This is a genomic window from Stackebrandtia nassauensis DSM 44728 (assembly GCF_000024545.1).
Lineage (GTDB): Bacteria > Actinomycetota > Actinomycetes > Mycobacteriales > Micromonosporaceae > Stackebrandtia > Stackebrandtia nassauensis.
Window position 1 is genome coordinate 1128072 of the sequence record NC_013947.1, and the last position, 12936, is coordinate 1141007.

Consider the following 12936-nt stretch of genomic DNA (forward strand, 5'->3'; position numbering starts at 1 on the left):
GTGGGCGTTGTGAGCGAGCGAAGCGAGCGAGCCAGAAGGCACAGCAGCTTGACGAACGGCCCCACCGAGCGCAGCGAGGTGGGTTAGTGAGCTGTCCCTTCTGCGGTATCGCCGCCGTTGTCCCCGGCGCGCGTTACTGCCACAACTGCGGGGGCCCGCTGTCACCCGTGGCCTCACTTCCGGTCACCGAGCGGCGGGTCGTCACGGTGCTGTTCTGCGACCTGTCCGACTTCACCGCCTGGTCGGAGGGGCAGGACCCCGAGCGCGTCGGCGCCGTCACCGACCGGGTGCTGGCCGAGTGCGCCCAAGCCGTCACCGAGTACGGCGGCCACGTCGACAAGCTCACCGGCGACGGCCTGATGGCGGTCTTCGGCGCCCCCGTCGCGCACGACGACGACGCCGAACGCGCCGTGCGGGCCGCGCAGCGGATGCGGCGCGCGGTGCGCAAACTCCTCAAGACCGAGTCCGGCGGCGGCGTCCCGATGGGCCTGCGCGTCGGTCTGCGCACCGGACTGGTGGTCGCGGGCGTCCAGGCCTCGGTGGAGTACACCGTCGTGGGCGACACCGTCAACACCGCCGCCCGGCTGGCCGACGTCGCCGAGGTCGGCACCGTGTACGCCAGCGTCGAGACCGTCCGCGCCACCAAGCACGTCGCCGCCTGGCGGCACCTCAACCCGGTGCGGCTGAAGGGAAAGCGCGACCCCGTCGAGGTCTACGAACTGCTGGGCCTGCACGACGAACCCGGCATCCGGGCCGGTCTGGGCGACCGGGCCCCGTTCGTGGGCCGGGCCCCCGAGATGGGCCGGGTCGCCGGACGCCTGGACGCCGCCATCAACCGAGGCGAACCGATCTCGCTGGTCATGACCGGCGAACCCGGCATCGGCAAGACCCGGATGGCGCTGGAGTCGGCGCGGCTGGCCACCTCCCGGGGTGCCCGGGTGCTGTCCGTGCGGGCCGCCGCCTACGGCCAGGGCTACCGGCTGGGCCCGCTGGCCGACCTGATCCGCAAGGCCATCGGTCTTTCCATCGGCGACGACCGCGCCACCGCCGAACGGCAGCTGCGCAAGATCGTCGAACGGCACAACGCCTCCGACCACCACGACTCCTGCGTCCTCAACGTGGACCTGCTGCTGGCGGTGCTCGGCTACGGCCCGGCACCGCGCACCCAGGGCCGCCCCGGGGCCGAGGAGACCGCCCCCGGCTCCGACGCGATCTCGGCGGCCGCCGCCGACCTGTTCAACCTGCTGGCCCGCGAGACGCCACTGGTCCTGATCCTCGACGACCTGCACGCCGCCACCGTCCAGGCGCTGGACTTCCTGGGCGCCACCGTCGCGGCGCTGTCCGGCCCGATCCTGGTGATCATGTTCGGCCGCCCCAGCCTGGTGCGCACCGCCGGCGTGCTGACCCGGGTTTCCGAGGCCGAGGCGTACACGCTGACCCCGCTGCGCGGTTCCGACGCGGCCCGGCTGCTGTCGGCGTTCTGCGACAACGGCAAGGTCGATCCCGAGGACGAGTCGCGGCTTTTGGCCACGGCCCAGGGCAACCCGTACTACCTGTCGGAACTGGTCACGCTGCTGACCGAGCACGGCATGCTCACCGAGCACAACGGCGTCTGGGAGCTGGCGCCCGGTTCGCTGACCGGCAGGCTGCTGTCGGCGGATCTGGCCAAGGTCCTGACCGCCCGCATCGACGCGCTGCCGCCGGAGTCCCGGCAGCTGCTGCGTGAGGCCTCGGTCATCGGTGACGTCATCCCGGCCGCCGCGCTGGAGGTGCTCGACTCCGAGACCACCGGCGACCTGGACAAGGCGCTGGAGGCGTTGCTGTCGCGGCGGATGCTGCGCCGCCGCACCCACGGCGGCTACCGTTTCGTCACCCCGCTGATGCGCGAGGCGGCCTACGCGGGTCTCGGCAAGGCCGACCTGGCCGGTCGCCACGCCCGACTGGCCCGCTGGGCCTCGGAGACCACGGCCCTGGACGGCGGACAGGCCGACCAGTTCGCCATCACCCACGCGCGCCGCTCGGTGGCGCTGTCCCAGGCCATGACGCTGTCGGCCAGTCCCGACGTCGTCGACATCGGCGTCGCGGCCTGCGGCCGGGCCGCGGGACGGGCCATGGACGCCGCCGAACCCGAGAACGCGCTGTCGCTGCTGGAGCAGTCGGCCGACCTGAAACCGCTGTCGCCCGCCGACCAGCTGGTGCGCGCGCGGGCGCTGTTGCGGCTGGGCCGCACCGACGACACCCTCGACGCCCTCACCGACGTGGCCACCCAGGTGGGCCTGGCGGTCCCGCTGGACGCCATCCCCTGCGACGACCCCGTCGCGGCCCTGACCGGCCCGCTGGCCGACGTCGGGGCCGCGACCGCCGACACGACCGCCGCCGAGCGCTCGCTGGCCGCCGCCGAGGCCCAAGCCGTCGGGCAGCCGTCCGCCGAAGCGGCCGACCGCCCGCTGGCCGAGGCCGCGCGGTCCGGCTCGCTCGGCACCGAACGCTCGCTGGCCGATGCCGTCGGGCAGCCGTCCGCGGAAGCCAGGGCCGCCGCCCAGCTGTCGGTCGCCGAGGGCGGCGACCCGACCGGGCAGTCCGACACCGCGGTCAAGTTCCCCGTCGAGGCCGCCCGCACGCTGCTGGTCGCCGGACGGGCGTACCGGGCCGAGGGGGAGCCCGACAAGGCCGCCCGGGTCTGGTCGCGGGCGTTCACCGTCGCGCGCTCGGCCGGGCTGAGCACCGAGCAGTGCGACGCGCTGTGCCGCCTGGGCATGTTCGACTACCTCGGCGGCCGGATGCGGCGCGCCGAGGAACGGTTCACCACCGCGCTGCGGGTCGCCACCGAGGGCGGCGACCGGCGGGCGCAGGCGTGGGCGTTGCAGCACCTCGCGTGGGTGCTGACCAGCGTCGGCGACTTCACCGCCGCCGACGACGCCCTGGGCCGGGCACTGCGGCTGTTCGCGCTGCAGAAGGACCGGCTGGGCCGCGCCTGGGTGCGCTCCTCGGCCGCGTTCACGCGCCTGTTGGCCGGGCGGCTGCGCGAGGCGCAGCGGCTGGCCGAGGCGTTCCGACCATTTGGCGAGAAGGTCGGCGACGCCTGGGCCGTGGGCCTGCTGCGCGGCATCAGCGCCTACGCCGCCGCCGACCTGGGCGAGCTGGCCGAGGCCGACACCTTGGCGCGCAAGGCGTTTCGCGAGTTCGACCGGATCGCCGACGACTGGGGCCGGGGCTTCACGCTCGTGGTGCGCGGCGCGATCGCCCGCGACCTGGGCGAGCTCGAACACGCCATGGAACTCGTCGACGAGGCCGAGCTGTACGCGACCAAGGCCGCGCACCCGCTGCTGACCGGCATGGCCCGGGTGCTGCGCGGCTACTGCCTGCTGGGCCTGGGCGACTTCGCCGCCGCCGAGGCCTGCGCCCGGGAGTCGCTGTCGCTGGCGCGGCCCCACGACGTCCTGGAACCGGTGAAGGTGGGCCCGCTGGCGCTGCTGGCCGAATCCCGGGCCGCACAGGGCGACACGGACGGCGCGTTGCGTTGGTTGGCCGAGATCGCCGCCCACGCCGACGATCCAGCGCTACTGTATTCGCGGCGGCGCGCCGTGGCCCGGTACGCGCAATTGCTGTGGCGGGCCGGTCGTGCCGAGGAGGCGCGGCACTGGGCCCTGCGGGCCCAGGACGCGCCGGGCGAGGATGCCAACTCTGAAAGGCTTGTCCGGCAAGTGATCGACGAGACTGGCGCCTCGCAGGGCAGCTCCGAGACGACGCTCGCGGTCTCCACGTAGGGGACGGCGAGTGACAACCCAACGGTTCGTGTCCGAAAATGGTCCAGACGGTTGATGGTTTTCGGCCAAACGGTATACACGGGCCTCGCGGCCGTGCTCTAACTTAGCGAGCGTGAGCATGATGGCACCACATGGGCAGACCTGGCCCTCGGAGACCGATTTTCCGGACCTCGCTGAGGTCTCGGTGATCGCGAGAGGCGCCCACGCCACCGTCTACGGCGCCTTCCAGATCTCGGCGGGCCGTGAGGTCGCGCTGAAGATCGACAACCGGGTACTGGCGCCCGACAGCGATGAGCGCCGCCGCTTCCAACAGGAGGCCCGCGCGGTCGGCAGACTGTCGGAGCATCCGGGCATCATCGACACCTACATCGCCGGGTTCACCTCGCAGGGCCACCCGTACATGGTCACCGAGCTGTGCCAGGGTTCGTACGCGGACAAGCTCGCCAAGGACGGCGCGCTGACACCCGAGGAGGTGCAGCGCATCGGGGTCCGGATCGCCGACGCGCTCGCCGAGGCGCACGAGCACCGGGTGCTGCACCGCGACATCAAACCGGCGAATCTGCTCATCGACCGTTCGGGGAACCCGGTACTCGCCGACTTCGGAGTGGCTTCGCTGATGGACTCGCGGGTCGGACAGCCGGTGGTGCGCGCCGCCATGACCCCCGCCTACGCGCCGCTGGAGACCTTCCACCTGCGGCCCTCCGGCGAGCCCGGCGACGTGTACTCGCTGGCGGCGACGCTGTACGCGCTGCTGAGCGGCCGTCCGCCCCGGTTCCCCGCCGACGACCGCGACTTCACCATCGACGACGTCATCGGGCTGTTCACCGAACCGATCGGCGACGTCCCCGGGGTCTCGCAGACGCTGTTGGGCATGCTGCGGGCCGCGATGACCAACAACCCCGAGGGCCGTCCCTCGGCGATGCAGTTCCGGGACATGCTCGACAGCGTCCCGATCGCGGCGGCCACCGCCGCCATCCCGGTCGCCACCCGTACCGCGCCAGTGCATCCGGCTCTCGCCGCGCCGCCGGCGCCGCGCCGCCCGGAGTGGACCGAACCGGTGACGGCCAACGTCGAGGCGATCCAGGACCGGCGGCCCAGCCCCAGCCCCACGCCGAGCCCGAGCCCGAGCCCGATGCCGCCCCCCAGTCCGGGCCCCCGGCCCCGGCCCGCCTGGGGCATCGACCGCAAACCGCCCGCCGGACCGCAGGGCCCGCCCGGCCCGCCGGGACCGCCGAACAACCTGCCGGTGCCCGCCTCGCGCGGCAAGGAACTCGAACTGTCCACCCGCCGGGAACGCCGGATCGCGGCGCGCGGCGGCAAGGAGACCTCGGGCATCGGCCAGCTGATCCTGGTGGGCGCGATCGCCGTGACCATCATCGTGGCCGGGGCCGTGTTCGCGGTGTGGGCCTTCACCGGCGGTGAGGAGTCCTCCGGCGACGACACCACCGCCGACGCGGTCAACTGCGACGTCGAGAAGTTCAACCTCAGCTGCGTCGAACCGGCGCTGTGCTTCAACGGCGCTCTCAACGACTCCAAGGACTTCGCGGCGGCCGAGGAGATCAGCTGCAAGAAGGAACACCAGTGGGAGGCCTACGCCAAGGGCGAACTGCCCAAGGACGTCGAGACCCCCACCATCGCTGCGGTCTCGGAGCAGAAGATCGTCAAGGACACCTGCCTCAACGAGGGTTCCAAGGGTCCGTTGACGAGCATCAAGGGCGTCGGTGCGTCCAAATGGGACTCGAAGGTGCTGCCGCCGACGAAGAAGGACTTCGACGCCGGTTCCACGACCTTCTACTGTGTCGTGCAACCCAAGGACGGCAAACCCACCACCGGCAGCGCATTCAGCGAATAGCCGGACACGCGTTAAGGCCCGGATGCCTGTGCATCCGGGCCACGCTGTGCGCTTGGAGTTAGCCCGCCGTCGCCGGGGTCCGTCAGACCCGGGCCCGGCGCGCCAGGCGCTCGGGGTCCAGGATGATGACGCTCTTGCCGTCCAGCCGCAGCCAGCCGCGACCGGCGAAGTCGGCCAGTGCCTTGTTGACGGTCTCGCGGGAGGCACCGACCAGCTGGGCCAGTTCCTCCTGGGTCAGGTCGTGGGTGACGCGCAGGACGCCGCCGTCGCGGGTGCCGAAGCGGCTGGCCATCTGCAGCAGCGACTTGGCGACCCGGCCGGGTACGTCGGTGAAGATCAGGTCCGCCAGCGCGTCATTGGTGCGCCGCAACCGGCGCGCGATGACCCGCAGCAGTTGTTCGGCGATCTCGGGCCGGTCGGTGAGCCAGGGGCGCAGCGCGCCCTTGCCGAGCTTGGCCAGTTTCAGATCGGTCAGCGCGGTAGCCGTCGCCGTCCGGGGTCCGGGGTCGAAAAGGGACAACTCACCGAGCATGTCGGACGGTCCCATCACCGCGATCAGGTTCTGGCGTCCGTCGGCGGAGCGACGGCCCAGTTTGACCTTTCCGGACAGCACGATGTAGAGACTGTCACCGGGTTCGCTCTCGGTGAAGATCGTGTTGCCCTTCTTGACGTCGACGTATTCGAGCGCCTTGGACAGCGCCTCGACCGCCTCGGGGTCGACGCCCTGGAACAGTCCGGCGCGAGCCAGTGTCTCATCCATCCCTGTACACCTCCCTATAAGCGCACCGCGCGCAGAAGTGAGTGTATGCCCATCTGGGCGATTTTGGGAGCGGGCCCGTGAACATTCGTCAGGTCACGTGTGGACGCTCCCATAGGGCCTGTTCACGTAAAACATTATGTGCGTTGACAAGTGGGTATACAGGCGTTCATGAAACAATGTGGGCCCCTGACACCGACGTGTCAGGAGACACAGGATGGCGAGCGGTTAGGGCGGGAATATGACGTATCCGCAAGACCCACAGCAGCAGCCGGAGCAGCAGGGTGGTTACCCGCAGGGGCATACCGAGCAACCCAGCGGCCACTACCAGCAACAGCCCGACCCGAGTCACTACCCGCCGCCCACCGGTGCCTATCAGTCGCAGCCGATCGGCGGCACCGGCAAGAACTTCTTCGCCTCGCTGTTCGACTTCAGTTTCCGCAGCTTCGTCACGCCGCAGGTCATCCAGATCTACTACGTCGTCGCCCTGGTGGTGTTGGGCATCGGCGTGGTCTTCGGGCTGATCTCGGCGGTCATCACGATCGCCGAGTTCGACGCGTTCCTGGGTCTGGTGCAGCTGATCCTGGTGCCCATCTTCGGTTTCGTGTACCTGCTGCTGGTGCGCATGGGCCTGGAACTGGTGTCGAACTTCTTCCGGATCGGCGAGGACGTCAAGGCCATGCGGGAGAAGTCGGACCGCACCGTCTAGGTACAACCCTTGGTGCTCACCGATTCGGTGGTGGTCTGGCCTTCCTCCATGATCGGCCGGGCCTCGTCCATCGTGACGGCGTAACCGGTGTCGGGGTCGTCGACGGCGGCGGCGAAGATGACGCCGTAGACGTCGCCGTCGGCCGAGATCAGCGGACCGCCGGAGTTGCCGCTGCGCACCTGGGACCGCAGCGAGTACACCTCGCGGGTGACCTCGCCGGAGTCGTAGATGTCGGGGCCGGTGACCTCGCGGTGTTCCCGGACCCGGGAGGCGGTGGCGGTGTAGGGACCGCCCTGCGGGTAACCCAGCACAATGGTGTCGGCGCCGGACTCGGCGGCCTCGTCCAGGGTGTCCAGTTCCGGGGCGTTGAGGCCGGGCGCGTACAGCACCGCCAGGTCGCGCCGGTCGTCGAAGACCACCACCCGCGCCTCGACGTCGCCGTCGGCGCCGGCGACGCTCACCGACTCGGTGCCCGCCACCACGTGTGCGTTGGTCAGCACCAGATCCCGGTCGGCGTCGTAGACGAAGCTCGATCCCTCGATGTGCCGGTCGCACTGCGGCGCGTCGCCCGACACCCGCAGCACCGACGCCTCGGCGTCGCGGACCACCTTCGAGTTGGCCAGTTCGGGATCTGGTGGGTCCACAGGGGGCGAATCGCTGGGGTCGAGTCCGGAGAACACCTCCGGGAAACCGTTGGTGTTGACCGCCGAGCGCAGCGCGTTGTAGACGTTCTGCGCCGGGCCGGGCATGTTCTCGTCGATGGTGCGCACGATCGCGCTGTTGCGCACCGCCGCGGCGAGGCCCGGCATCCCGGACGAGGCCAGCGGCGCGGCGACCACCCAGGCCACCAGCAGCACCGCCACCATCGACACCAGGGCGCCGCCGAACTCGTCGAAGCGTTTGGCGTTGTCGTTCTTGACCCGCTTGCGCAGCCGCACCCCCAGCGCGGATCCACCCCACTGGCCCAGCATCGCGATGCCGAACACGACCAGCAGCGCGATCAGGACCCGGGCGGCGGGAGCCTCGGAGACCTCCACCAGCAGCGGGGCGATCTGGACGCCGATCAGCGCGCCGCCGAAGAACCCGGCGAAGCCGAGCGCCCCGATGATGAACCCCTGCCGGTAACCGTTGATCGCGAACAACAACGCGAGCAGCACGATGACGATGTCAACCAGAATGCCGCCCTGCACGTCGCCTCCGCCTCACATAGGGGGTTGTGGAGCTGTAAGTTTCGCGAAGCTAGCCTACGTCGTCAACCGGCCCGGCTCCCAGGGTCGTTCCCAGCCCGCGAGCCGCAGGACCGCCGACAGCACGCCCGCGGTGAAGCCCCACACGAGCATGCCGTCGATCTCGAAGGCCGGTCCCACGTAGCCCGAGGAGTGCCGGTAGCGCACCCGGTTGGCGGGGTCGACGAGGTCGCGGACCGGCAGTTTCGAGATCGAGGCGACCTCGGCGGGGTCGACCACCGCGATCGGGTGCGGCGCGTGCCACCACGCCAGTACCGGGGTGACCCGGTGGTCGGTGACGTTGAGCCACAGTTCCGGCAGGGTCGTCACGACGGTGACCGAGTCGGGGTCCAGGCCGATCTCCTCGTTGGCCTCGCGCAGCGCGGTGTCGACGATCGAGGCGTCCTCGGGGTCGGCGACGCCGCCGGGGAAGCTGGGCTGTCCGGCGTGCTGCCGCAGGGTCGCGGCGCGCTGGGTGAGGATGACGTTGGGGCCGTTCTCGTCGGCGCCCAGCAGGATGAGGATGCCCGCGGGTCGGCCCTGGCCCTCGGTGGGCAGGTAGCGGGTGATGTCGCGGCCGTCGACGCTGGCGGCCTTCTCCGCGAGCGGGTGCCACCAGTCGGGCAGCTCGACGTCGGTGAGGGGGCGGGGTGTGGTCATGACCGCTCCACCTCGAAGTGCTTCAGTGCCGCCTTCTCCAGCTTCTCGAAGGTCAGGCCGGGGTCGTTGTAGGTCGCGACGGTCGTTCCCTTTTCGTCGATGAGGAAGGTCGCGGGCAGCGCGGTGATGCCCCGGGCGCGCATGACCGAGCCCTTGGGGTCGCTGACCGACGGGAACCGCCAGCCCGCGTCGGCGGCGAAGGCCAGCCCTGACGAACGATCGTCCTGTGTGTCCACACCGATGAGGTTCACCTGGTCGCCGTACTCCTCGTGGAACTTCCTGAACTCCGGGGCCTCCTTGCGGCAGGGCCCGCACCAGGTGGCCCACAGCGTGATCACCGTGGGGCGCTCGTCGAGTACGCCCAGCGCGTGGTCCTTGCCGTTGGACAGACACTCCAAAGTGAAGTCCTTGAAGTCCTCGGCGGCCGTGCCGATGTCGGACTCGTCGCAGGGGACGTCCCAGTCGACGTCCTGCGACGCGTCGGCGGTCTGGCCGCCGGACGAGCACGAGGCGGTCAACGCCGCCACGGTGAATCCGAGGAGCAGGGTGCGAAGTCTCATGTGTTGACACGCTCCGCGGCGGCGGCCAGCTCGGCCACCCGGGGTCCCTTCAGGAGTTTCGCGGCCGCGTCGGGGTCGACCGGCCCGCTGCCGTAGCTGGGGCACAGCTTCGCCAGCCCGCAGGCGCCGCACGCCGGTTTGCGGGCGAAGCACACCCGACGGCCGTGAAAGATGATCCGGTGCGAGAACATCGTCCAGTCGTTCTTGGGGATCAACTCGCCGACGGCGTGTTCGATCTTGACCGGGTCGGTGGCCGTGGTCCAGCCGAAGCGGTGCACCAGCCGGGCCAGGTGGGTGTCGACGGTGATGCCCGGAACACCGAAGGCGTTGCCGAGGATGACGTTGGCGGTCTTGCGTCCGATACCGGGCAGTTTCACCAGTTCGGCCATCGTGCCGGGCACCTCGCCGCCGTGGTCGGACAGCAGCGCCGCCGACAGGCCCAACAGCGAGTTGGTCTTGTTGCGGAAGAAGCCGGTGGGCCGGATCAGCTCCTCCAGTTCGCCGCGGTCGGCGGCGGCCATGGCGGCCGGGTCCGGGTATCGGGCGAACAGCGCCGGGGTGGTGAGGTTGACGCGCACGTCGGTGCACTGGGCCGACAGGATCGTGGCGACCGCCAACTGGAACGGATCGGCGTAATCGAGCTCACAGTGCGCGTCGGGGTGCAGTTCGGCCAGCATGCGCGCCATCCGGCGCGCCCGGCGCTTGCGGCCCAGGGGAGTTTCGGCGGCGGTCACGAATACAGAGTAGTTCGGCCCAGGCCTTGCGCCGGGTGGCCAGGTTTATCCATACTGTTATCTACTCCGATCCGCCTATGCGTCAGAGACGAGTTCGCGTTACGGTGTCGAGGTTGAAACCGTGTGGGAGACCGCACTGCCAGGAGAGAGCGTGACGTCGATGTGGGTGCCGGCCAACGACATCGAACAGCATATGCGTGAGGCGCTGCGAGCCGGTAACCAGGAAGAATACTTCCGGCTGCTGGCCCGCACAGACTTGCTGCTGCCGTTCGCCGAGGATACGTCTCCCAGTTCCAACGGAACCGGGAGCTGGGCCACTTGGGCGACCGAGGACCGCACACACGTGCTGGTCTTCACATCGCCCGAGGCCATGCGCGCGTGCCTGCACGCGCACGCCGGTGCCTTCCGCACCGTCAGCTTCACCGCGCTGGCCGACGCGTGGCCCGACAGCGACTGGTGGCTGGCCGTCGACCCGGGTACCCCCATCGAGGGATATCTGCCCGCCTGGTTCGTGCGGCAGGTCGCCAGCGGCGACACCCATCTGCCCGACGACCAGGCCCCGCACTCGCAGCCGCCGATGTACGCGGCCAACGACTATCCGCCGCCGCGCACCGACTACCCGCAGTCCGCGCCGCCGTCGCAGTTCGGCCAGTTCGAGGCGGCCCCGCCGCCACCCCAGTTCGGGCAGTTCGAGGCCTCGCCGTTCCAGCAGGCCCCGCCGCCCGACCCCGGACCGCGCTACGGCGAGACGGCTCCGTCCGCCCCGAGTGCCGGACCCGGGGGACTGCCGCGCCGGGAACCGGCCGCCGCCAGTCCCGCGCCCGAACCGTTCTCGCAGCAGCCCGCCGACCCCTACGACGCGGGGCTGCCGCAGCGCGACGCCTACGGCCAGCCCTCCGAGGCCTTCAACTCCGGACTGCCGCAGCGCGACTCGTATCCGCCCGCCGAAGCGCCGCCCGTCCAGGACCCGCCCTCGGGTACCTACGACTCGCCGATGAGCTCGGCGATGCCGCGCCGCGAGCCCATGGACTCCGGCTTCGGCCAGCAGCCCGAACCCGAGCAGCCCGCCTGGGAACCGGCGCCGAGGCCCGAGGAACCCGCCTGGCAGGCCCAGCAGACCCAGCAGCCCGCCTCCGACGGCTACTCGGCCGCCTCGCGGCTGCCGGTCCCGGTGTCGACCGCGCTGCCGGAGTGGCCCAGCGAGGACGCCGTGGAGGACGAGCTGGCGCTGGCCGCGTCCACCGGCGACACCAAGGCCTACCTGAGCGTGCTGCTGCGCGCCTGGGCGTACCTGCCGGTCGCCGAGGACTGCCCGCCGTCCGCGCGTCCCGGTGACCCGGAGTTCCGCTGGCACACCGACCTCATCGACGGCGCCTACACGATCACCGCGTTCACGTCGCTGTCGCGGCTGATCGCCCGCTACGGCGACCGTCCCCACATCAACACCACCTTCGGCCGTCTGACGGCGCAGTGGCCGGGCCTGGAGTACTCGCTGTACGTCAACCCGTCCACCGAGGTGGGCGCGAACGTACCGGGCCCGCAGGTGACCACCCTGGTGACCTGGGCCCGCACCCAGGGTCTGTTGCAGCCCGCGCTGGACATGGACGCGCTGGGCGCGCCCCGCAGTCCGGCGTCCAACCACGGCTCGGCGCAGACGCAGGCCCCGCCGCCACCGCAGGCCCAGGCCCCCGAGCCCGCGGCGGCCACCCCGGCCCCGACGGCTCCGGAGCTGATGCAGAAGGTGCTGCCGCACCAGCAGGTCGCGATGACCCTGGAACGCGGCTACGACCGGGTGGCGGGCTTCGTGCACCGCTACAACGAGGTCGCCGACCTCAACACACCCGAGCAGCTCTACAACGCACTGGGCCTGCTGCGCGACGGCGTCGACTTCTCGCCGACCGACGAGTCGGTGCACGTGATCCGCTGGGTCGGGCACCGCGGCGACCTGTACCGGATCGCCTACGGCGGCAACGATCCCGCCACCGCCGAACGCAACGGCGGCTGGATCGTGGAACCGCCGCCGTTCTCCGGCGACGGCTACGCGCCCAGCGTCGAGGGCCGCCGGATCGTGGAGTACAAGGTGGACAGTGTGCGGCTTCCGCACGGCGCCACCATGACCCGCGTCAGCGCCGACGGCCGCAGCGAGGACATCGCCGTGTACGACTCCGACCGCCGGGAATGGATCCGCGCGGACATCGAGGCGGCGGCCTCGTCCTGGGACATCAGCCCGGCTGGCGACTTCAGGCAGGAGCAGCAGCATGCGTGACGGATACGTGGCCCGCTGGCGCGGCATCGACTACGACGCCAGCCCGGACGGGGCCCACGTCCGGCTGTACTCGCCGCAACCCGGCGACGGCTTCGTCGAGGTCGCCGACGGCCGGTTCAGGCGCGGCGTGCTCATCAACGAGATCGAGGACTTCCACTACGTCCGGACGCTGTGCACCTGGCGCGGCGAACCGTTCATCGTGCTGGGCGAGTTCGGGGCCTGGCTGCGGCTCGAGTACTGCGGCGGCAACGCCGAAGTGGCCCGGCACCTGGGGCTGGAGACCTACGACGTCGGCGTGTACCAGATCTGGGTGCCGCGCGGCGAGGCCGAGGACGTCCGCGAAGTGCGGGTCTGACGCTCGCGCCGGTTGGCCTGAATTGGTGATTCTCGGCCGCTTGGCCGCCC

The 12936-nt window shown here is 71.0% G+C and carries 10 protein-coding genes; 5 read left to right on the forward strand and 5 right to left on the reverse strand.

Going from position 1 to position 12936, the window contains the following annotated elements:
* Positions 1–86 precede the first annotated feature (86 nt).
* Both SNAS_RS05255 and SNAS_RS37100 read left to right on the forward strand, forming a co-directional pair.
* A complete protein-coding gene (locus tag SNAS_RS05255) occupies positions 87–3767 on the forward strand; it encodes an adenylate/guanylate cyclase domain-containing protein (protein ID WP_013016345.1) in 3681 nt (1226 codons plus the stop codon).
* A gap of 118 nt (positions 3768–3885) precedes the next feature.
* Positions 3886–5619 carry a serine/threonine-protein kinase gene (locus tag SNAS_RS37100; RefSeq protein WP_013016346.1) on the forward strand — a complete coding sequence of 578 codons (1734 nt, stop codon included), beginning with the start codon at positions 3886–3888 and terminating at the stop codon, positions 5617–5619.
* Between the two features lie 82 nt (positions 5620–5701).
* On the opposite strand, the gene SNAS_RS05265 is transcribed toward SNAS_RS37100, so the two are convergent.
* Entirely contained in the window at positions 5702–6379 is a 678-nt protein-coding gene (locus SNAS_RS05265; protein ID WP_013016347.1) for a Crp/Fnr family transcriptional regulator, read from the reverse strand.
* Positions 6380–6617: 238 nt separating this feature from the next.
* Between SNAS_RS05265 and SNAS_RS05270 the strand changes: the two genes are divergently transcribed.
* The gene (locus SNAS_RS05270; protein WP_013016348.1) at positions 6618–7085 is read left to right on the forward strand and encodes a DUF4282 domain-containing protein; all 468 of its coding nucleotides are present in this window, start codon (positions 6618–6620) and stop codon (positions 7083–7085) included.
* Here the strand turns inward: SNAS_RS05270 and SNAS_RS05275 are convergent.
* Genes SNAS_RS05275 through nth form a run of 4 tightly spaced genes read right to left on the reverse strand, consistent with a single transcriptional unit; the run spans position 7082 to position 10265 of the window.
* Positions 7082–8275 carry a MarP family serine protease gene (locus SNAS_RS05275; RefSeq protein ID WP_013016349.1) on the reverse strand — a complete coding sequence of 398 codons (1194 nt, stop codon included), beginning with the start codon at positions 8273–8275 and terminating at the stop codon, positions 7082–7084. The two genes, SNAS_RS05270 and SNAS_RS05275, sit on opposite strands and share 4 nt — an antisense overlap.
* 54 nt (positions 8276–8329) lie before the next feature.
* Entirely contained in the window at positions 8330–8971 is a 642-nt protein-coding gene (locus SNAS_RS05280; RefSeq protein ID WP_013016350.1) for an NUDIX hydrolase, read from the reverse strand.
* The gene (locus SNAS_RS32435; protein ID WP_013016351.1) at positions 8968–9531 is read right to left on the reverse strand and encodes a TlpA family protein disulfide reductase; all 564 of its coding nucleotides are present in this window, start codon (positions 9529–9531) and stop codon (positions 8968–8970) included. Before SNAS_RS32435 ends, SNAS_RS05280 begins: the two co-directional genes overlap by 4 nt.
* Positions 9528–10265, reverse strand: coding sequence for an endonuclease III (gene nth / locus SNAS_RS05290; protein WP_013016352.1), 738 nt, complete (start codon positions 10263–10265; stop codon positions 9528–9530). The genes SNAS_RS32435 and nth overlap by 4 nt, the downstream gene beginning before the upstream one ends.
* Positions 10266–10425: 160 nt before the next feature.
* Between nth and SNAS_RS05295 the strand changes: the two genes are divergently transcribed.
* The gene (locus SNAS_RS05295; RefSeq protein WP_244409152.1) at positions 10426–12531 is read left to right on the forward strand and encodes an SseB family protein; all 2106 of its coding nucleotides are present in this window, start codon (positions 10426–10428) and stop codon (positions 12529–12531) included.
* On the forward strand, positions 12524–12886 hold the full coding sequence (locus SNAS_RS05300) for a hypothetical protein (protein WP_013016354.1): 363 nt from the start codon (positions 12524–12526) through the stop codon (positions 12884–12886). The genes SNAS_RS05295 and SNAS_RS05300 overlap by 8 nt, the downstream gene beginning before the upstream one ends.
* Positions 12887–12936: the final 50 nt, after the last annotated feature.